This window comes from Escherichia albertii, assembly GCF_028622335.1.
Classification (GTDB): Bacteria; Pseudomonadota; Gammaproteobacteria; order Enterobacterales; family Enterobacteriaceae; genus Escherichia; species Escherichia albertii.
The window spans coordinates 2,140,794-2,162,637 of record NZ_CP117568.1; the positions used below are offsets into that span (position 1 = coordinate 2,140,794).

General features: G+C 48.4%; 21 protein-coding genes. 1 reads left to right on the top strand and 20 read right to left on the bottom strand.

What is annotated here, in order from left to right; translation table 11 throughout:
* Positions 1-11: 11 nt before the first annotated feature.
* The 20 genes from hypA to PS053_RS10455 all read right to left on the bottom strand — a co-directional run bounded on the left by hypA (position 12) and on the right by PS053_RS10455 (position 20,240).
* The gene (hypA, locus tag PS053_RS10360; RefSeq protein ID WP_256878833.1) at positions 12-353 is read right to left on the bottom strand and encodes a hydrogenase maturation nickel metallochaperone HypA; all 342 of its coding nucleotides are present in this window, start codon (positions 351-353) and stop codon (positions 12-14) included.
* Positions 346-834, bottom strand: coding sequence for a hydrogenase-2 assembly chaperone (hybE, locus tag PS053_RS10365; RefSeq protein ID WP_256878832.1), 489 nt, complete (start codon positions 832-834; stop codon positions 346-348). Before hybE ends, hypA begins: the two co-directional genes overlap by 8 nt.
* Positions 827-1,321: a HyaD/HybD family hydrogenase maturation endopeptidase gene (locus tag PS053_RS10370; RefSeq protein ID WP_025238351.1), complete on the bottom strand. Its 495-nt coding sequence runs from the start codon at positions 1,319-1,321 to the stop codon at positions 827-829. Before PS053_RS10370 ends, hybE begins: the two co-directional genes overlap by 8 nt.
* Positions 1,321-3,024: a hydrogenase 2 large subunit gene (gene hybC / locus PS053_RS10375; RefSeq protein ID WP_256878831.1), complete on the bottom strand. Its 1,704-nt coding sequence runs from the start codon at positions 3,022-3,024 to the stop codon at positions 1,321-1,323. Before hybC ends, PS053_RS10370 begins: the two co-directional genes overlap by 1 nt.
* Complete coding sequence (hybB, locus tag PS053_RS10380; RefSeq protein ID WP_000017696.1) at positions 3,021-4,199, bottom strand: Ni/Fe-hydrogenase cytochrome b subunit; 1,179 nt, start codon at positions 4,197-4,199, stop codon at positions 3,021-3,023. The genes hybC and hybB overlap by 4 nt, the downstream gene beginning before the upstream one ends.
* A complete protein-coding gene (gene hybA / locus PS053_RS10385) occupies positions 4,189-5,175 on the bottom strand; it encodes a hydrogenase 2 operon protein HybA (protein ID WP_001081870.1) in 987 nt (328 codons plus the stop codon). Before hybA ends, hybB begins: the two co-directional genes overlap by 11 nt.
* A gap of 2 nt (positions 5,176-5,177) precedes the next feature.
* Positions 5,178-6,296 carry a hydrogenase 2 small subunit gene (gene hybO, locus PS053_RS10390; protein ID WP_000145410.1) on the bottom strand — a complete coding sequence of 373 codons (1,119 nt, stop codon included), beginning with the start codon at positions 6,294-6,296 and terminating at the stop codon, positions 5,178-5,180.
* Positions 6,297-6,534: 238 nt separating this feature from the next.
* Positions 6,535-6,819, bottom strand: a complete 285-nt coding sequence (locus PS053_RS10395; RefSeq protein WP_001099020.1) for a ferredoxin family protein — start codon at positions 6,817-6,819, stop codon at positions 6,535-6,537.
* Entirely contained in the window at positions 6,816-8,099 is a 1,284-nt protein-coding gene (locus PS053_RS10400; protein ID WP_256878830.1) for an FAD-dependent oxidoreductase, read from the bottom strand. The genes PS053_RS10395 and PS053_RS10400 overlap by 4 nt, the downstream gene beginning before the upstream one ends.
* A gap of 32 nt (positions 8,100-8,131) precedes the next feature.
* A complete protein-coding gene (locus PS053_RS10405) occupies positions 8,132-9,076 on the bottom strand; it encodes an FAD-binding protein (protein WP_059259001.1) in 945 nt (314 codons plus the stop codon).
* Positions 9,077-9,097: 21 nt separating this feature from the next.
* Positions 9,098-9,874, bottom strand: a complete 777-nt coding sequence (gene fixA, locus PS053_RS10410) for a putative electron transfer flavoprotein FixA (RefSeq protein ID WP_256878829.1) — start codon at positions 9,872-9,874, stop codon at positions 9,098-9,100.
* Between the two features lie 66 nt (positions 9,875-9,940).
* Entirely contained in the window at positions 9,941-11,080 is a 1,140-nt protein-coding gene (locus PS053_RS10415; RefSeq protein WP_001053228.1) for an acyl-CoA dehydrogenase family protein, read from the bottom strand.
* Between the two features lie 50 nt (positions 11,081-11,130).
* Complete coding sequence (locus PS053_RS10420; RefSeq protein ID WP_000513261.1) at positions 11,131-12,456, bottom strand: GntP family permease; 1,326 nt, start codon at positions 12,454-12,456, stop codon at positions 11,131-11,133.
* Positions 12,457-12,556: 100 nt separating this feature from the next.
* A complete protein-coding gene (locus PS053_RS10425) occupies positions 12,557-13,693 on the bottom strand; it encodes a 2-hydroxyacyl-CoA dehydratase subunit D (protein ID WP_000382839.1) in 1,137 nt (378 codons plus the stop codon).
* Positions 13,693-14,934 carry a 2-hydroxyacyl-CoA dehydratase subunit D gene (locus PS053_RS10430; protein WP_001286369.1) on the bottom strand — a complete coding sequence of 414 codons (1,242 nt, stop codon included), beginning with the start codon at positions 14,932-14,934 and terminating at the stop codon, positions 13,693-13,695. The genes PS053_RS10425 and PS053_RS10430 overlap by 1 nt, the downstream gene beginning before the upstream one ends.
* Positions 14,931-15,752, bottom strand: coding sequence for an acyl-CoA dehydratase activase (locus PS053_RS10435; RefSeq protein ID WP_001179653.1), 822 nt, complete (start codon positions 15,750-15,752; stop codon positions 14,931-14,933). Before PS053_RS10435 ends, PS053_RS10430 begins: the two co-directional genes overlap by 4 nt.
* Positions 15,753-15,773: 21 nt before the next feature.
* Entirely contained in the window at positions 15,774-17,006 is a 1,233-nt protein-coding gene (locus PS053_RS10440) for a CaiB/BaiF CoA transferase family protein (protein ID WP_000161884.1), read from the bottom strand.
* A gap of 56 nt (positions 17,007-17,062) precedes the next feature.
* On the bottom strand, positions 17,063-18,664 hold the full coding sequence (locus PS053_RS10445) for an AMP-binding protein (RefSeq protein ID WP_137646730.1): 1,602 nt from the start codon (positions 18,662-18,664) through the stop codon (positions 17,063-17,065).
* 181 nt (positions 18,665-18,845) lie between these two features.
* Complete coding sequence (locus PS053_RS10450; RefSeq protein ID WP_000941443.1) at positions 18,846-19,721, bottom strand: helix-turn-helix domain-containing protein; 876 nt, start codon at positions 19,719-19,721, stop codon at positions 18,846-18,848.
* Between the two features lie 231 nt (positions 19,722-19,952).
* Complete coding sequence (locus PS053_RS10455) at positions 19,953-20,240, bottom strand: DUF2623 family protein (protein WP_001059117.1); 288 nt, start codon at positions 20,238-20,240, stop codon at positions 19,953-19,955.
* A 430-nt stretch (positions 20,241-20,670) separates the two neighbouring features.
* Between PS053_RS10455 and gpr the strand changes: the two genes are divergently transcribed.
* Positions 20,671-21,711: an L-glyceraldehyde 3-phosphate reductase gene (gene gpr, locus PS053_RS10460; RefSeq protein ID WP_256878828.1), complete on the top strand. Its 1,041-nt coding sequence runs from the start codon at positions 20,671-20,673 to the stop codon at positions 21,709-21,711.
* Positions 21,712-21,844: the final 133 nt, after the last annotated feature.

The following is a 21,844-nucleotide window of genomic DNA, read 5'->3' on the forward strand; positions in this document are numbered from 1 at the left end:
GTTAACTCCGGTTATTCAACTTCAATACTTTTGACGATCAGCGAATCGCCGGTATCGACACGCAACCACTCGCCGTGACAGATCGGACACTGCGCATCGTGCTGATGAATCTCCACCACCTGGCTGCAATCCCAACACCAGGCCTGGGCGGGTTTATAGACGATATGTAAATCGCACCCTTGCGCCACCGTTCCCTGGCAGACGATTTCAAAACTAAAACGGACGGCGCTCTCCTCAACGCAGGAGAGCGCGCCAATTTCCAGCCACACGGCGGTGACGCGCTTAACATCGTGCTGCTCCGCCTGCCGTTGGATAATTTCAACGGCGCTCTGGCAAAGCGACAACTCATGCATTTTCGCCACTCCTGCGACCAAACAGCAGGGCGCGACGCCCTGCGTGTGGTACATCTGGATTGGTGACTGGCAACGAAAGGATCATTCGCGCACAGTCATCCGTCAGGCGTTGCCCCTCTTCAATCGACATACTGTGCGAAAGCGGCGACATCAGAGAACAGGAGAGATATTGCGAAACATCGTCCAGTTCTCCTACGGTAAAGGTCATGGTGCCATACGGCAGTTGCAGACCGATTTTCTCACTCACTTTGCGCAGCGGCCAGAGTTGATCCGGGCCGGGGAAGATAACTGCACTCAGCATCCACGGGGTGATCACACACCCCGTCCACTGACCTTCGAACAGCGTAAAGTCGGAAACATACACCGGCATTGAAGGATGCAGAAAAGAGAGATCGTGCATCGAACGCCGGGCAATTTCTTCAAACGCTGCCTGTACTAGCGCCTTCGGGGAGGTCTGGAAACCGGCTATCTCTTCAGTCATGAGCAACCTCCCGCGGGATGGCTTCCACGCCTGATTCGCGCAGCGCAGCCAGAACCTGCTCAAGCGCAGGTTCAATCATTGCTTCAACCGTCGGCGTCAAGCCGATGTGCGGCTCCAGCGATTCCGGGATCACGCCGACAAGAGTCAGTTTTTTCGGAAACTCGCCGGTGAAGCGCAGGGCCGACAAGACGTCGGCCAGGCCAAGCTGATGCGGAGAGATTTTATTGGTAAACAACGCCGGAACTTCTTCATCCCGCAGGATCATCATTGTTCCCGGCGCGTTCTTTTTCGACACAATGGCATCGGCGATAATCAGATGATCGCGATTTGCCATGTCGCCAAGCAGCTCCATTCCCGCCGTGCCGCCATCAAGGATTTCAACATAATCCGGCAGAATGTATCGTTGCTCTAACGCTTCAACAATCCGCACTCCGATGGCTTCATCGGTCAGCAAAATATTGCCGACCCCTAAGACTAAAATACGCATTACAGAACCTTCACTGAAACCACTTCGTTGCCGTCGGCATCCACTACGTGTACCGCACAGGCCATGCACGGGTCGAAAGAGTGAATGGTACGCACCACTTCCAGCGGTTTATTCGGATCGGCAACCGGTGTACCCACCAGCGACTGCTCGTAAGGACCGACGTCATCATTGAAGTTACGCGGACCAGAGTTCCAGGTTGATGGAACAACGGCCTGGTAGTTACTGATGATACCGTCTTTGATCACCATCCAGTGAGAGAGCATACCGCGCGGCGCTTCGAGGAAGCCAACGCCTTTGAACTCACCCGTTACCGGAATGTTCGGCTTCACAAAGGTGGTGTGATCGCCTTTGCCGATATTGGTGATCAGCGCACTGTATTGGTTTTGCAGGATATCCTGCAATTCGCAGCAGTGAACGGTACGACCAATAATACGACCCAGCGTGGAATGCAACTGCGCCACTTCCAGCGTGTTGCCGGTCAGTTTCTGATAAATCGCAACGATTTCATTCAGTTTGTTCTGGGTAGACTCGCGTCCTGCCGCCAGTTTCACCAGCATGTTAGCCAGCGGCCCCACTTCTACCGTTTTGCCGTAGAAAGTCGGTGATTTCACCCAGGAGTATTTACCGTCGTCAGACCAACCATCGTAAGCCGGAATAGTGGTGCCTTCCCACGGTGCCTGCGGCGCTTCGTCTTTATACCAGGAATGCTTCGCGCTTTCCTGAATCCCTTTGATCAGGTATTCATCGGAATGAGAAGTGATCGGACGATACGAGGACAGATCCGCATTCTCAATGTAACCGCCCGGGAACAGGAAGCTGCCGTTTTTGCTGTCGGTCGGGAATTCCGGCACGCTCAGGTAGTTCACCGCACCTTTGCCGCGCGTCAGCCATTCCGGGTAGAACGCGGCAATAACTGCGGTATCAACCTTGTAAACCTGCTCAACAAAGTCACTCAACTTGTCGATGAAAGACTTGATGTACATCAGGCGCTCAAGGTTCAGCACGCCCAGACCGTCCAGGTTGATCGGGTTCGCAACACCGCCTACCGCCAGGTTCTGAATATGCGGCGTTTTACCGCCCAGCAGCGCCACCACGCGGTTAGCATCACGCTGGCACTCCAGCGCTTGCAGGTAGTGCGCTACGGCAATCAGGTTCACTTCCGGCGGCAGTTTCATCGCCGGATGTCCCCAGTAGCCGTTAGCAAAAATACCCAACTGACCGCTGGCAACCAGATCTTTAATCTTGTTCTGAACTTTGGTGAATTCTTCCGGGCTGTTCAGGTGCCAGGTCGAAACGCCTTTCAGCATTTCGGAGGCTTTAGCCGGATCGGCCTGCAGTGCAGAAGTGATGTCCACCCAGTCCAGCGCCGAAAGCTGATAGAAATGAACGATATGGTCATGCGTGGTGTGCGCAGCCAGAATGATGTTACGGATGTATTGCGCGTTAACCGGAACGTCGATATTCAGCGCACTCTCTGCCGCACGAACAGAAGACAGCGCGTGAGTGGTAGTACATACGCCACAGATACGTTGCACAATCATCCATGCATCGCGCGGATCGCGGTTTTTCACGATCTCTTCCATACCGCGCCACATGGTACCGGAAGCCCATGCTTTTGAAACGACGCCATTTTCGATTTCGCAATCGATGCGTAAATGCCCTTCAATACGGGTTACCGGATCAATAGTAATTCTCTGGCTCATGCTTTGCTCGCCTCATGACGATTATGATCGTTTTGTTTTAAAGGAGGAAGTATCGGCAGTAGACGAATGAGTACGATGTAAGCGCAAATCTCAATAGCCACAAAACCAATAGAAATCAACAGTTCTTCCCAGGTCGGGAAGTAGGCGTAACCGCCGCCCGGGTTGAATGCCACCAGCGAATAGGTCAGACGCCAGGTTGCACAACCTAACAGAGCGCTCAGTGCCGACAGGAACAGCATGCGTGAATCGTTGCGCAGTTTCGCCACACGCAGAACCACCAGCGGGAAGAGCATCAGCAGAACTTCAACCCAGAACATCACGGAGTAGAAGTCACCGGCAAACGCCAACGACAGCTTGTCGCGATAGATAAGCTCGCCAAAGCGCAGCACGATGAAAATCGCCAGCAATACGCTGATGGTGTTGGTCAGTTTGACGAACAGACTCTTCTCATCCGGGCCGTTGCCACGCAGACCCGCCTGCACCAGCGAACCTTCAAAGATGACAATCGAGAAGCCCATGATGAACGCCGTCAGCAGCGAGAACAGCGGCAACATTTCATAGCTCTGCCACAACGGATGCACCTTGTAGCCCGCCGAGATCATCAGCGACCCCATTGAAGACTGGTGCATGGTCGGCAACAGCGCACCGAGCGCGATGATGAAGAACATCACCTTGTTCAGACGCTTGAGAGAAACCTTCCAGCCCAGACGTTCAAACAATGCCGGAGCAAACTCCAGTGCCATCACGCCAATGTAGATGGTCATACAGACCGCTGTTTCGAACAGCACCGAGTTCACGTTGAAGTGACCCGGAATGTAGAAGTACGGCAGGTTCCAATAGCGACCAACGTCGATAGTGATCGACAAACCGCCCAGTGAGTACCCGAACAGACTCGCCAACAGCGCCGGGCGCACCAGCGGATGATATTGCCCACGGTTAAAGACGTATACCGCCCATGCCAGCGCCCAGCCGCCACAGGCGAAGCCAGTGCCAATCAGCAAATCAAACGCAATCCACACGCCCCACGGGAAGCCGCCGTTCAGGTCGGAGACAGAGCCCAGACCGAACACCAGACGCTTCACAATCAGGAGCATACAGATGACGATTAACGGTCCAAAAATCATGACCGGTTTACTGATGATTTTGCCGCCCAGCGGTTGTGGATCATGACTCATGATCATCTCCTCCGTCGTGATGGTCGTTTTTAGTGTTGCGACGAACCAGCACGGTTAAGCCCGCCAGCACGGCCAGTGGTAGCATCATGCCTTTATACAGGGTGTGTTGAATATTTTCGGAACGCGCGCCAGTAGAAAGATCGTCCAGTTTCGGTAGATCGAGGTTTTCGTAAGGTACGCCTGTCAGTACCAGAACCTGAGTACCGCCCCCCTCTTTCTCACCATACAAATGCGGATAATATTTCGGCACGGTATGCAAATACGTATCGCCAGATTTCAACGTCTGACGCGGATAGTGATATTCGCTACCCGGCTTCAGCGCCAGGCGTTTTTTCGCCTCGGCCATCAACTCTTCACGCGTACCAAAAATCACCGCTCCCGCCGGGCACACTTCTACACAGCCTGGCAGACCGCCTTTATCGAGACGCTCCACACCTTTCTGGTTACACAGCTCACACTTATGCAGCGCACCAAATGGGTTGTTGTAGTCGTACTTCGGCACGTTGTACGGGCAGGCGACCATGCAGTAACGACAGCCGGTACACACGTCTTTGTCGTAATGGACAATGCCGGTTTTCGGATCTTTTTTCAGTGCAGAGACCGGGCACACGGAGACACAGTTCGGATCGACACAATGCATACATTGTTTCTTAATGTACGCGTAGCCGTTCTCTTCCTGGTCTTTGTTAACGCCCGTGCCGCTGGTCCACACCTGAATGATGTTATTGGTATACGGCGACAGTTTGTCGTTGTTCGACCAGGTCTGTTCTCCTTGTGGGTTACGCTCAGGGAAGTTGATATCCTGACACTTGGTAACGCAAGCCTGGCAGCCTACGCACAGCGTCGAGTCGTACAGCATCCCCAGCGATCCCGGAATTGGCGGGCGGTTTTCAGCAGCCGCATGACTGACAGACGGTAGCGCGCCCGTCAGCAATGCCCCGCAGGAGGCTGCTTTAATAAAATTACGTCTGTTCACGGTTATTCTCCCCGTGAGTCAGCGTTATCTTTCTTTTGCTGACGACCCAGTTCACGCACCGCCATCACGCTGACACCGGCAACCAGCCCAACCACACCCCCGAGCAAACCAATAGCGCCCGCAGAGACGTTACCGCCCTCTTTAGCGTTAACGTCCGGTTTCTGTGAACGCGGCGTCTGGTTTTCGACGTTGGCAAGCTGATGGATGCCTTTATGGAAGCCGATACCTTCTTCGTTACAGCCATAGCACGGGTGACCAATAGCCACCGGCCACACGCCGCCAACGTCACAGAATTGCAGCGTTGAGCAGTTGCCGTAAGTTTCCGGCCCTTTACAGCCGAGGTGGTACAGGCACCAGCCTTCGCGGTGACCTTCATCGCCGAACTCTTTGGCGAAGCGACCAGCATCAAAGTGCGGGCGACGTTCGCAGTGTTCGTGAATCAGACGACCATAGGCGAAAGTCGGACGGTTTTTGTCATCCAGTTTCGGCGGTTTGCCGTAAGTGATGATGTGCGCAACGGTCGCGAGGAAGTTGTGCGGGTTCGGCGGGCAGCCAGGAATGTTGATTACGGTTTTGCCTGGCAGAACTTCTTGCAGGCTAACCGCGCCGGTTGGGTTAACCCCAGCAGCGGCGACACCGCCCCACGCGGAGCAGGAACCGATAGCGATAATTGCTGCTGCGCCTTCTGCCGCTTTGCGGATGTGGTCCACAATCGGCTCACCGGCAACCATGCAATAAATACCGTTATCTTTTAATGGGATGGAACCATCCACAACCAGCACATACTGCCCTTTGTATTTCTCAAGCGCATTATGTTTGTTCTCTTCAACCTGATGGCCGAAGGCGGCGGAAAGCACCTCGTGGTATTCCAGAGAAATTGTCTCCAGAACGAGATTTTCTACCGTTGGATGAGTGGCACGAAGCAGAGATTCCGTACAACCGGTGCACTCCTGCGCGCCAATCCAGATAACCGGTGGGCGCTGCGGGTTAGTGACCGATTCGGCCATCTCTGCAGCGGCTTTGCTACTCAGCCCCATAGTGGCGGCCAATGCTGCACAAAGCTTCATGAAATCACGACGATTAATGCCGTGAGAATGGATGAGGGTGTTATCTCCAGTCATTTATAGTTATTCCGTTGCGAAGACCTGGCATATATTTTGCCTCAATCGCAAAATCAATAATGCGATCGATGCGCCATTTACCACACATTTATTATGGTTATCATTGCAATGATACTGCGGCAGGCCGCTAAAACGAAGGGAAGAAGCGTTAGTGTAATTAATTAAAGCAAGATAATACGTATGTTTGATCAATTTTCGCGGCGTTAACCGACCAGAGTCCAAACAAAGTGATGAAAACTTAACCGTGCCGATACTCGATGCCCAACGTTCCCACCGGATATTGCCACTTCGCTAATAACGACTCTCCGCATAATACCCGGCAAGTACCACATTCAAGGCAACCCGCATAATCAAAGAGAAAATGGCCATTTCCATCACAGCGATACAAACCGGCAGGACATGCCATTACCAGTAATTGAAATAACTGCGGATCGATCTGTTCATTGAGAACAATATGAGGATTTCCTTCATCAACATAAAATTTATTGACGCCCAATTTGACATCGACATTCACCGTATTCATAAGCTACGAACTCCTTTCAAACCATCCTTGAATAAATTGAATAATCCAACTTTTTTGATATGAGGAAACAACTTATTACGCAATGGTCGTTGTGGCCCTGTCACAGAAAATACTTCATGCATGAGATCAGCCATGAGACCGGGATACTGTGTAAACAAACGGGGGTTATTCATCAGATCCGGTATATTTTGATAGAGCTTCAGGTCATTCATAATAAAACTTTGCTCCAGTAAATCACGATACATGCCCAGCCCGTAGCGACTAAAATCTTCGTTTTCTTTTGCCTTAATGATCGCTTTTGCCGCAGCTTCACCAGACGCGATAGCCAGATCCATTCCACGAACAGTGTAACCAATATTCAAACACAACCCCGCAGCGTCCCCTGCCACGACGATTCCATCGCCAACCAGCTCGGTAACCATCTTCAAACCGCCTTCCGGTACCATATGGGCAGAATATTCCAACAATCTTCCATCACTGATAAGCGGAGCGACAATGGGATGGTTTTTAAAATCTTCCAGCATCTGTGGGATACTATGGGGAAACTTGCTGACATTGTGCAGCCCCATAACCAGGCCTAATGAAACGCTGGTTTTATTGGTATAAAGAAACCCACCGCCCATATGCCCACACGATGGCGCCCCAGCAAACAACCATGCTGTTCCGGTATTCCCCGTACAGCCAAAACGATCGAGCATTTGCGTGGGAGATAGTTCGATCAATTCTTTAACGCCAACCGCAACAGTATGCGCATTAATTTTCTGCGCAATTCCTGCCTGTTTAGCCAGCAATGAATTCACGCCATCTGCCAGAATCACCGCCCGAGACTCAATTTCGTCATCCCCGGCTTTAACACCGCATATTTTTCCATCTTTGCGGATTAACTCATCGACTCTGACGCCAGTGATCACCTGAGCGCCTGCATCTTCTGCTTTTCCCATTAGCCATTGATCAAACGACGATCGCAACACTGTCCATGATGCTGCAGACGGCGCACGCCCCGGATGCTGATAATCCAGCGTGACGCCAGAGTCTGCCGTCATCATGGTTATTTTTTCTCGAACAACCAGCCGCTCCACAGGCGCCTCTTCTGCAAATCCAGGAATAATCGATTCCAGACTATGAGCATACAGACGCCCCCCTGTCATATTCTTACTGCCAGCAAAATTGCCTCTCTCAACCACCAGCACATCGCATCCGGCTCTTGCCAACACCAGAGCAGCGGTGGCTCCTGCTACACCACCGCCAACGATGATGGCGTCGAAAATATCTTCAGCCATACGTCAATCCTTTCTGAGAAATAATCGCAGTTTCACACCGCTAACTTTTTGGTCAACTCCGGGAGTATTTTGTAGATATCCCCAACGATGCCGTAGTCTGCCGCACTGAATATCGGCGCATTCTTGTCTTTGTTAATCGCTACGATCGTTTTCACCCGATTAACACCAACCATATGTTGAATTTGCCCGGAAATACCAACTGCAACATATATATTGGCCGACAACGCTACCCCAGAAACGCCAATATACCGTTCCTGTTCCATCCACCCTTCACCTTCCGCGATTGGCCGTGAACAACCAACTTCCCCCTGAAGCGCAGTCGCCAACGCACTGGCAAGCGCAAGATCATCCTGTTTCGCAAAACCACGCCCCACACCAACAACGCACTTTGCTTTACTTAAATCGACCTGACTTGCCGCTTTTTCTTTACGTGAAACAAATCTGATGGGATGGGCAGGGCTGACAAACCCGGCGGTCAATACTGTTGCCGCGACGCTAACCGACGGCGCCATTTCGACAACATGACCGGAACCGCATGTCACGACAGACCATGCAGAATGGAGCTGTACGTTCGCATGAGCAAGACCACCGTAGAACTGATGTGAACTGGTCAATTGATCATCTGTAATGCGCAAGTCTGCCATATCGTTGATGACTGCCGCATTCAATCTGACGCCCAGTTTTGCCGCAATGGCTTTGCCTCGTTTTGTTGAAGGCATCAAGACCAATCCCCGCGTTCCCGTAGTCTCGATAACCCGCGCAAAGGAGAGAACATAATCTTCAACAAGAACATCATGCTGAGGGCTAAAATGGTGAATTACGTCAACACCGCAATGCCGTTGCTCTTGCAACTGCTCTTCATCGCCAACAAAAAGAAGATGTACGCGCTCTGCCCATTGCCGCCCTGTTGCCACTAATTCATTAATTCGTTGCGGGTTATCGGACCAGACAAAAATTTCAGGTAATCGCATTGTCATAACTAACTCCCTTTATAAAATTTAGTGGTTGAGCGCCTGACGCAAATAATCTGCAAAAATATTAATACTCTCGTCAGAGTCCTCCTCGACAATCACGCCAAGCCGATTTTTCTGCTCCGGCGCCGACACAGAAATACGTGTTGCTGTCGGCTGTAAAACGTCTGTCGCCAGGTCATCCGCTCCCCACTGAATAATCGGTTTTTTATTTGCTGAAAGAATAGCTTTCATCGATGGAAGTTTGGGAACATTGATATCTGAACTGACCGATATCACCGCTGGCAAACTTAACTCCAGCTCTTCTACAGCGTCTTCAAGAGTACGTTCGACAATAACGCAGGAATCTGAAACAGTAATTTTACTGACCGCATTTATACAGGGAAGATTTAGTCGTTCACCAATTTGTATTCCCGTTTGTTGAGCATACAAGTCACCAGAACCTTCACCGCAGATTAATAAATCAAAACCTATTTTCTTCGCTGCCGCAGCAAGCAATATAGCTGACTCTGTCGGATATAATGCTTCATATTCCTCACCAGTAATAACTGTTAAGGCATCGACTCCACGCGATAAAATATCTTTGCGGATTTTTGAGTTCTCCAGCATGGATTGACTACCAAGGCTCAACGCAGTCACATGCGAATCAGGCTGATTCTGAGCTATTTCAACGGCTGCTTCTAAAGCATTCAAATCATAAAGACTGATCTTGAGCCCAGCATTGTCAGTATTAATCCCTTGATGAGCTTTGACAATAATATCCAGTTCGTCACGAACCACTTTGCAACACGTAATCAATTTCATAGGCGGGTATCTCTGTCTTTGTTATTAGTTAATTAATGAGAAACTTATTATTTCGCGGTAAATTCATCAGGCCAGAATATGTTTAGCAATCACCATTCGCTGTATTTCGCTGGTACCTTCAAAAATTTCCGTCAGTTTCGCTTCACGCATCAGGCGCTCCACAGGGTACGATTTGGTGTATCCCATGCCGCCGTGCAATTGCACCGCCTTCTGAGCTACATAACTCGCTGTTTCTGAAGCGTATAATTTTGCCTGCGCCGATTCGAGGGTATATGGCTCGCAGGCCATTTTCGCTGCGGCAGCCCGCAGAACGAGCATACGAGCACAATCAACACGCGTCGCCATATCAACTAACATCCATTGCACGCCCTGATTGGCGGCAATGGGTTTCCCAAACTGGATACGTTCTTTGGTATAGGCAATCGTGGCATCCAGCGCGCTCTGCGCGATACCCAACGCAATTGCCGCGCAACTCAATCTCCCGCCGTCTAATGTCTCCATGGCAATATGGAATCCTTGCCCCTCCGCACCTAAACGCGCGCTTTCTGACACGACACAGTCGCTGAAACTGACGGAACACGTATCCGAACCGTTCATCCCCATTTTTTCTTCTGGAATACCAATACTGATTCCCGGATTATCTCGTTCCACCAGGAATGCCGTGATCCCTTTGACTCCGCGACTTTTGTCGGTCATTGCGAAAACAATGTAGAACGCTCCTTGCGGCGCGGCAGTGATCCATAGCTTGGAACCGTTGATGACATACTCATTACCGCAACGTACAGCTACCGTCTGCTGAGCCGCTGCATCACAACCCGCACCGGGTTCTGACAGACAAAAACAACCTATTTTTTCACCGCTGACGACTCCTGGCAGTAGACGCTGTCGGGTTTCCTCGTCGGCGTATTTCTCAATAACAGGCCCCGTTAGCGAACACTGAGATCCCATTATCATCGCGTGTGCTGCGCTGACCTTAGACATTTCTTCGGTCGCCAGAACGTAGCTAATAATGTCCGCTTCCGTTCCACCATATGCTTCGCCAATGTTGAAACCAAACAGTCCTGCCGCGCCCATCGGGGCAATACTCTCAACCGGAAAGCGATGTGCTTTATCAATTTCAGCCGCAATAGGCCTGACTTCGGTATTGACAAACTCCCGCACCATATCCCTGATCAGGATTTGTTCTTCAGTAAGCTGTAAATTCATTTGCCATATCTCTCTTAAACTTAAAAAGTTGTGCTCATGCGGATAAGGAATTAACCACCGAAAGCCGTAATAGATGCCGGTAACACTGCGTATAGCAGCAACATGAAACACATCGCGATCAGTGGTATCGCTAACGTCAGAATGCCAACCGGACCATAGCCTTCTTTATGGCTGACTCCGCATACACTCAGAACGGTGACAATCAGGCCATTAAACGGCGGTGTCGTACTCATACACGACATTGTCGCCACACGGTGCAAAGCCCCCTGATCAACAACCGTTGCTGGGAACATGCTGGCGATCAGCGGCATCGCGACGCTTAGCGCGCCAGAACCTGAGCCGCTAATAAACACCAGGGCGCCAACAGAGATTGCCGTTACCATCAATGGACTGAGACCGGAATGAACAATGGCCTGAAAAGATTGCTGGAAAGCAGGAAGTGTCATCACCAGCGCGCCAAAACCGACAATGACCGCCGTATTGAACAATGACATGACACCTTCCATCGTGCCTGCGGCCAGGTTACTGACAATCGCTTTCCAGTCCAGATAGCGCAAATAGACAACTAATGCGGCGATGATTGCAGAAAACAGCGCAATCGCGGGATCCCACTTCAAAATATTCAATACCACCAGCAATACGAGCATGGGTAATAGCGCGACAACTACGTGTGGCAAGGTGCGGGTCGCATTATCTTTTCCGGCTTTGGCACTCTTTTCGTCCTCCTGCCAGCCTTCGCCATTCGCCCTCACCCGTTTAAACAACCAACTCAGATACAGCACCACCAACGTAACCTGAAACAACGCAGTAAGCATGCCGGGAACCAGTCCGGCTGTAGCCGACGTACCAAGATATTTCATCGGTATTAAATTCTGGATTTGCGGAGAACCCGGCATAATCATGACAAATGTACCGGCACCCGCGAAATAGACTGCGGGGATTAATCGACGAGGTAAATTCGCTTTGCGGAACAGACTTACCATCATGGAATAGACAGTGAATAACGCAACAAATACAGATACGCCGCCATACGCCAGAATTGCACAGGCGGCTACCAGAGAAGGAATTACCGCTTTCTGACCAAATTTTCCGATAATAAAAGATGCCACGCTATCTGCCGCACCGCTAATTGCGGTAAGTTTTCCAAATATTGCGCCAAGAACAAAAATAAAGAAAAAATTGCCGAAATAGCCTCCCACTCCCGCCGTATACACCTTCAGAATAGTATCTAATGGATTAATCGTTCCCGGAGAAGTTATCCATGCCGTTGTTGCGAGAAACAAACTTGTGACAAATACAGCGATAAATACATGAATCCCCTTCATACACATGGCCATTAATATGAAGAGGCCGATAATCAGACAGACGATGCCCATAAGAACTCACTTATATTCAGTCAGTCAATTACGATTTGAGAACAATAATAAATACGTTCATGCATGAATGAACCAAACCGTAATAATTGTTATAGAATAATTAATTTACAGATAAAACATCGGCAAACGTCTGCAACGCAGTTCGTGCCTGCTCATATGTCTTCGTCTGCTGATCTACTTCGATAATAATCGAAGGAATACCTTCTTTATCGAGATATTTTTTTATCACCGGCGCATCGAATTCTTCGGGATCACAGAACTTTGTCAGCAGATAAACGACGCCATCGGCATTATTCTGGCGAACCATCTCTGCCAGTAATCTCCCACGTTTCTTTTCTACGTCATATAAAAGCGAGCATCCTTCCAGCTCTGCAATCTGGCGGGAAAGTGCTGTCCATGGATTTGGATCGGCAGGAACATCCTGGCGAAACTGTCGGGATTCATGCGCCACTTCATCCGCTACAATAGCCATATGGTTATCAGCAAGGATCTGCAGGATTGTGGGACTATCGGCAATAATCCCCGTAACAACGATTTTGTGACCTTTCCACTGTTGTAACGGCTGCTGTTTTGTCAGCGTAATGATGTCCCACAGATATCGGGTATGCTCGATGACATCCATAAAGTAACCGCTTTTTATCACCGCACTACGCAAGGCTGGTGTAAAAATATGCGGATACTGAGCCACAACCTGAGAAAATATCCTCAGAGCAGCACGGTGCTGGTTATAAATTTCGATGGCATTAATCAGTCCATCGTCTGTAACTTCCACACCAGAGATTGCGGTTAACCTGGCAGCTATTTTTTTATATTGCTCCGTCAGAAATGTAACACCGCCCGGAGTAGCGCGATTCTGCGGATGTACTAGCTGAATAAACGGTACTTGAGGAACGCCAACTTTCCAGTTTTGTCCAAGGCATTTCAGCGTGTCACACAAAGAGGGAATAATTACCGCCGATAATTTATTCAACGCATTGTCCAGTCCCAACTCAAGAGAGGAGAGCGCCAGCGCACAATAAAATGGTGGAAAATATCGCTTTGCTTCAGAAATATTACGACCTTCCTGTCCCCATATACCAAACGGTACCATACCCGCGGCATAAACAATTTCATATGGCGTATATTCAGGAAAGCAGCCCACCACCTTCTGATTATTTTTGATAAAATGTTCGAGTTGTTTTGCAGGATTATTCACTATCGCCCGCAGTTGCTCAATTTTTTGGCTGAGTACGTCCATTATTGTTTTCCTCCCTGCATTTCGACCTTATTGGTCGCCATGATCTCCGCCAACGCCTCAATACGCGTAACGTACTGCGCCTCGGAAAAACCTCTGGGATCGGCCTGATCGCCATCAAAAGTCACCGTTGGAATGCTCAATTCACGACGGAGCTTCCTTTCAATTTCAGGCATTATTCCGCTCCACATCTTGCAACTACGATTGATATGGATCACCGCGCCATCCACTTTATTCTGTCGACAAACATCAATACGCATATCTGCCGCTCGTTCCACTGAAACGCAATTAGGCACGTAGGAATAGGCCCGCATCATCTCTTCGCTATTCTGGTAAATAACGCCAAACGCAGTTGCATAAACAGTCGCCGTTACGTTCATTCCATGCTCTTTCAGCGGTGTCGACGTTGCCCTCAGATAAGGCCAGCAGGCAATACCTTCAAATAAAATTCGGTACTTTTCTTCTCCACGCCAGGTGGATTTTTGTTCGCGAATATTTTGTTCCATCTCTTCGCATAGCAATTCAAACGCGTCGGCCGCTTCCTTTTTCCCACGTGCACATACCGCCACCGCCATGTGATTAAACAAATCAAAGCCATTCATTGGCGAGGGATGATACTGACAATATTCTGCGGCTTTCAGCCAGGCTTTACCTGTACGCTGAGATATTTCACAGACTTCATTAAATCTCTCCATGGAAAATGTTTTTCCCGTAATGCCCTCTAATTTTCTGATAGCATCATCGAACTGAGACTGAATGTAACGTACAGAAATATCATCTGTTTCATAATCATTTTTATAAGGGATGTCGATGAGAATCATTGGGATCTGTAATTCATAAGCAATATTTTCGTACCACTTAATCATGCAGTTACAAATGTTGTTACTGCACAACAGGAAGTCCGGTTGCGGCATATCCATTTCGTCACAGTGTTTTACATCCATGAAAGAAAGACTGATACGGGCATAGGCACAAATATCATTTGAATAACCCATACTCTCAGCGTGCTCACACATCCGTAAACCACCACCTTTAGCAGCAATTGCTGCCGCCTGATTTTCTGGATAAACCACGCAAACATCTAACGTTTCGGCAATTTCCTGCGGGAAATTCGACGCGCACCATCCTATCTTTTCACCACGTTTTTTTGCATCCCAGGCGCGTTGGTAGGCATCTGCGGCAATTTTCTGTAATCGCTTTTTAGCCGGTATATATTCAGATGAAGCTATAGTCACATCGCTCATAAAATTCGTCCTTGTTCAGATTCTTTAATTTTTAACTGGCGGTAAGACTCCCAGGCATATATTGCTGCGCCAATCGCACCGTTATATTGCGAAAGCGGAGAAGTCATCACTGACGCTCCAATCTCCTCGCTGATATAGCGAACAACTTCAAAATTACGTGAAACACCTCCGGTCATTACAACCGGATCCTCAATGCCTACCCGCTTCGCCAGACCAGCAATACGGCCTGACACAGATCGATGAATACCATTAATAATGTCAGGTATCGTTTGGTTATTTGCTAAATGCGAAATCACTTCGCTTTCAGAAAAAACCGTACAGGTCGAGCTGATGGTCACATTCTTCTGTGATTGCGCCCCTTGTGCGGCAAGTTCGGCAATATCCGTCTCCAGAACGCGAGACATCACATCAAGAAATCGTCCAGTTCCTGCGGCACATTTGTCGTTCATCACAAAGTTGAGCAAACGACCTTTCCCATCCATATGCAGCGCTTTTACATCCTGACCGCCAATATCGATAACCGTTCTGACACCCGGAAAGAGGAAATTTGCGCCTTTAGCATGGCAACTCAGCTCACTGACTTCTTTATTGGCTATCGCTAAAGAATTTCGCCCGTAGCCTGTTGCACAAACCCAATGAATATTCTGCAAGTTGCCGCCAACTTGCCGGAAAATATCAGCAATTGCTTTCTCAGGGCCCGAAGTCCCAGCCCCGACCGGGACCAGAGATTTCGCCAAAATTTGGCTGCCATCACGCATCAGGATGCACTTCGAAGCGGATGAACCAATATCAACGCCCAGCGTCAGAATATTTTGCATATCATTACTCCTGACCCACACTCAGTCACGCCAGACAGCAATATCGTTATCAGCTTCAAGTTGGGTAATTTCCGCTTCGCTGTACCCGAGGTCGCGCAAAATTTGCGGCGTATTTTCCCCTAACAGCGGTGCTCGCAAATAATCCGGCAGACCACATTCACGCAGCGAAATGGGGGGGCGTACCAACGCCTTCTCACTGCCATTGGCATATTTCATGGAATAAAATACATCAATTGCCCACGCCTGCTCGTCCTGTAGAACTTCTTCCCACGTTTGCGCCACACTGAACGGAATATCATTTTCAATCAGGATCTCCCGCCATTCGCTGGCAGTTTTTTGTTCTATTTGTTGCCAAATGATGTCGTAAACTTCGGGAGACCGCATATGTTTCGCCACTTCCTGCAAACGGGTATAGCGTTCATCTCCAGCCAGATCAGGGCGGCCAATACAGCTAATAAACTTCGGATAGTAAGCGTCATAAACGGGCATACAAATCTGAATGAAACGGTCATCCTTCGTTTTATAAGCAAGGACAAACGGGCTGGTAGTCGTGCGACGATCGATAGGGTAAGGCTGCCCATAGTCAGGATATTGCGCAGCCTGAATCATAATTGCCTGAGTATAGATAGAGGTATGCAAAAGATTAGTTGAAACATATTCCCCTTCCCCCGTATTTTTTGCCCGAATATAAGCCGCCAGTGCGCCAGAAACCAACGCCATGGCGCACTGGTGATCGCCCAACCCAGGAATGACGTTCATCGGTACCGTCCCTTTCTGATACAACGATCCCAATATCCCGGCTCGCGCAAAAAAGGCCGTATAATCAAATCCAGGTAAATCCTGATCGGGTCCATTCTCACCATAACCAGTCACACAGGCGTAAACTAATTGAGGAAAACGCTCTTTTAGCGTTTCATAATCAAGGCCAGCCCGGGCACGTGCTTTTGGTCGCCAGTTGGTCATAAAAATATCGGCTTTTTCCAGTAGCTGAAATAATATTTTTCGCCCTGATTCTGTTTTTGTATTTAGCGCAATACCTTGTTTATTCGCATTTTCTAAATCAAAAGTCGTATTTTCATATTGATCTAAAGGTCGTCCCTCTGTGGGGGCTGTATAACGTAGGTTATCACCATCAAGGGACTCTATTTTTATTACTGTAGCCCCCATATCAGCCAGAATGCGACCTGCAGCGGGAACTGCAATAAATGTTGCCAACTCAACAACGGTAATGCCTTCCAGTGCTTTCTTCGTCATTTGTTATTCCTCACAATTATATAATCCGGCAAGCGACCAAAACGCTTCTGGCTGTTTTATTCCCTGAACGAAACAAATAATTTATTGATGGAAAACCGTACGCTTTGTATATCTATTTTTCCACATGCGGTAAGTGGGAATGTAGAAAAAAAGAAAATATGCGCCGGAACTTTATATCTCGCCAATCGCTGATGCAGAAAATACATCAATGCTGATTCACTTAATGGCATGTTATTTTTAGGACACACTGCCGCCGCCACAACCTCACCAAGAGACTCTGACGCTAAACCAAAAACACATACCGACTCTACCTCAGGAAATTCAGCGATTGCCGACTCAATCTCTCGTGGGCTGATATTTTCTCCTCCCCTGATAATGATGTCCTTCTTACGCCACAAATAATGGAAGTAGCCATCCCGATCAACAAACCCAATATCTCCTGAATGAAACCATCCATGTGAGTCAATAACATGTTGTGTTTTCTGCGGATCGCCATCGTATCCTGCCATTAGATGATAACCACGGGTACATAACTCCCCTTTATCGCCCGGCGCGCACAATTCCCCGGTAACCCAATCAATTACACACATTTCTACGTAAGGTAGCGGTTTACCGATGGTCGAACCTTTGATCACTAACGAGTCAGAAGGAAATCCCTGAGTACAACATGGCGAGGTTTCAGTTTGACCATAAGAGACCACTATTCCGCTCATACCAAGTCGATGCGTAATATCACGAATAAGTTGCTCTGGGCAGAAAGCTCCCGCAACAATACCTTTTTTCAGCGTATCTATAGCATATTGGGCCAGAGTTTCATGCTGGATAAGACGATTAAAGATCGTTGGCACGCCATGCAAAGTCGTACAGCGATAACGTTGTACGGCACTCAATATTTCTTCTGTGTTATAACTATCAAGAATAACAAGCCGACATCCTGTCATTAATGAAAAATATAGCCCAGACACAAGACCAAAACAGTGAAATAAAGGGATGGCAAGGCACAGAACGTCTGTACTATCTATTCCAAGGCGCTGAGCAGAAAAAATAGCATTATTAGTAATATTGCGATGGCTTAAGATGACTCGCTTAGGCATTGCGGTACTTCCTGAGGTCAACTGAATAACCAGAGGATCGATGTGCGACACGGCTTCTACTGACTCTGTATATTTTTCTGCTGAAACAGACGCCCCATGTTCAATAATTTCTGTTAGCGGCAAAACAGCGCTATCATGATTTGTTCCAAGGCCGATGAGTAAACCTGGAACTATATTATGCGGGAGATGTTTAATTATCTGATTAAAATTATTGTCACGGAAACCATCGGCAAAGCAAAGCGCTGTTAGACGACACTCCGACAAAATGTCCTCTAACTCTCTTTCTTTAAAATGAATATTAATACAGAGTGCAATAATGCCTGTTTTAGCTGCAGCAAGGAAACAAGTGACCCAATCGATACTGTTAGGTGCCCAAATTCCTAGCCTGTCTCCTTTCTTTAATCCTTTAGCCAGTAACCCCCTTGCAATTTTATCAACACGACTGTTCAGGTCACACCAGGAAACTTCCCGCCCTGACTGCGCATCAATAATTGCAGTCTCCAATGCCTGAGTTTCAACTCTGGCATCAAGACATAATCCGGTCGTTACTGATAAAAGACGCATAATGCCTCCTCCGATATTGTGACGATTGTGGAGGACAGGCCTACGATGAGACTTGGTAAATTACGAACTAATTTTCGTCATTCCCTGTTTACAGATAAAAAATGCTCTCTGTCGGCACAGAACACACGAACATCAGGAACTGTAGTATTAATGTTTTAATTGGTGATAAAAATGTTGTGAATTAGTGATTGGTGTTAAATAAATATAATCTGGCAAGGTGCGTTCTACGATATTCAGAAGGTGTAACCATATTTTCCGCTTTAAACTTACGACTCAAATTAGATATATCGCTAAAACCACAATCATAGGCTATTTGAGTAATATTCTTTTCTGCCAAAAGAGGATCAGTCAGCGCACACTTATAATTTTCCATACGACGATTCTGGATCCATTTATTTACTGTCGTTCCCTGCTCCTGAAACAGCTTCTGTAAATACCGTGTTGAAATCCCACACTTTTGCGCGCAGTCGTGGATGCTCAAATCAGGATCGGAAAGGTGACGTTCGAGATAATCCTGCGCAATAAAAAAAATGGTTGTATGACCACAAGGTTGTACCGGAGATCCCTCACTCAACTCACTGAGTGCAGAAACGATCAGATTCAGCAGGATGTCAGACAGTTGGCTGGCGCGTTGCGGAGAAAGCAAATCCAGGAAGGGAACATATTTCATCACAAAGCTATAAACCAGAGAACCGCTCACACTGTTCCCACGTACCGCTTTTGCAGTCAAATTATGAGTATTACCCAGTTTGCTGGAGATTTTTTCACGTGGAATCAAAATCTTATATAACGAATAATCACTCTCAAATCGCCATGAAACGGCTCTGGACATATCACAGAAGCAGAAGTCGCCCTGGCGGAGAAAAGCGGTACGTCCATCCTGCGTGAGTTGTCCGGCACCAGAACGCTGCAACTCAATATAAAAATCGCCTCCCTGACCGCAGCTTAACGCTCTCGGCTTACTGCTCGCCTGATGAGCATTTGACTCTAACAAAAGAAACTGCAAATCCAGAACACGTTGTTGAACAAGATTGGCATAAAACGGCTGTTGTAACATTCGCCCCTGGCCGGGATCGCAGTCATAGGAAGAGAGGAAACGCGACCTGACAGTATCCCGAAAAAACGAGAACCGTTCATGAGAGGGGACATCTTGCGTCGTGATTAAGTTCTTCATCAATAACCCACTGGTATTGCCAAGAGCCATTGAGACACGTATATCCATATCGCAAGAAAAGAGCAAGATGATACTTGTTAAAATAGAAGCGAGCTCTCACTTGCCAATTTTTGCTCAGTTTTCCAATCGATAACCCGCCATGAAAAACCGCAATATCGTACTGGAGTGATTCTCACGGAAAAAATCCATCACCATTTCTTTATCCAGCCCATAACGACGCGTCAGAATGCCTGCTTTCCAGGCGCTCAGCTGGCGGTCGCCGGTTTTTTCATACATACGATGCGAGAAACCTAATACAAAACCACGCTTATAATCAGCGCAGAATTTCGCCACATTGACGGCACTGTCGGCATGTGTTGCTTCCAATCCCGCCATCAGACCTTTACCAAAATGGTTATTCATCATTCACCTCAACCGCTATATATAATTATATATAGCGATATTTTAGGCAAAGAATGGCACCATCGCACGCTATTTTTTCTGCGATTAAAAAAAGTTACCTTGTATGCAATATGTGAATTAAAAGAGATAGTTGGCAATATCTGATAAGTATTCTCTGCCTACGCAAGGTGAGTCACCAATTTGTCACCGCCAGGCGTCGGATCGTTATGGCGCCCGTTATCCCGCGAATACACATACATCTCCTGTCGTCGTCATTTTCCAGATTGCATATACTGCGGCAGCATTCACGACTCTCTCCCGACATAGCGCTTTGAGCAAAACATAAGCGACTGTTTTTTCGTCACTCTGTGAGCCAGGTGACGGGATCTCCTCTGGCGAATCGCTAAGCTAGAAATATTGTTTCGAAATTGAACGGTAGAAAGGAGATGTCATGGTCTGGTTAGCGAATCCCGAGCGTTATGGACAGATGCAGTATCGTTATTGCGGGAAAAGTGGTTTACGCCTGCCCGCGCTGTCATTGGGCTTATGGCACAATTTCGGCCACGTAAACACACTGGAAACACAGCGCGCGATACTGCGCAGAGCCTTTGATTCAGGTATCACCCACTTCGATTTAGCCAACAATTACGGACCGCCTCCAGGCAGTGCGGAAGAGAACTTTGGTCGTTTGCTACGAGAGGATTTTGCCGCTTATCGTGATGAGCTGATTATCTCCACCAAAGCAGGATACGATATGTGGCCCGGCCCATATGGCTCTGGAGGCTCGCGTAAATACCTGCTCGCCAGCCTCGATCAAAGTCTGAAACGCATGGGACTGGAATACGTTGATATTTTTTATTCTCACCGCGTTGATGAGAATACGCCAATGGAAGAAACCGCCTCAGCGCTGGCGCATGCAGTGCAAAGCGGTAAGGCGCTATATGTCGGGATCTCGTCTTACTCTCCAGAGCGCACCCAAAAAATGGTCGAGTTGCTACGCGAGTGGAAAATTCCTCTGTTAATTCATCAGCCTTCGTACAATCTACTGAATCGTTGGGTAGATAAAAGCGGTCTGCTGGATACTCTGGAAACTCATGGCGTGGGATGTATCGCCTTTACCCCTCTGGCCCAGGGATTGCTGACCGGAAAATATCTCAACGGTATTCCAGAAGATTCAAGGATGCATCGCGAAGGTCACCAAGTCCGCGGACTGACGCCGGGAATGCTTACCGAAGTCAATCTCAACAGTCTGCGGTTATTGAATGAAATGGCGCAACGGCGCGGTCAGTCGATGGCGCAAATGGCCTTAAGCTGGCTACTCAAAGATGAACGCGTCACATCAGTTCTGATTGGCGCCAGCCGCCCGGAACAGGTAGAGGAGAATGTGCAGGCGATAAATAATCTGACATTTAGCGCCGAAGAACTGGCGCAGATTGACCAACATATCGCCGATGGCGAACTGAATCTGTGGCAGGCATCATCGGACAAATAGCGCAATGATGCGGGTACGAGAGTTGTGCCCGCCAACAAGTCGTAATGATAAATCGGGCATTTGGCGATGTTGCCGTATCTGTGTGCGGCAGCGAACATTCAGGCTGAAAAAATGCCCGGCTGTGAAAAACAAC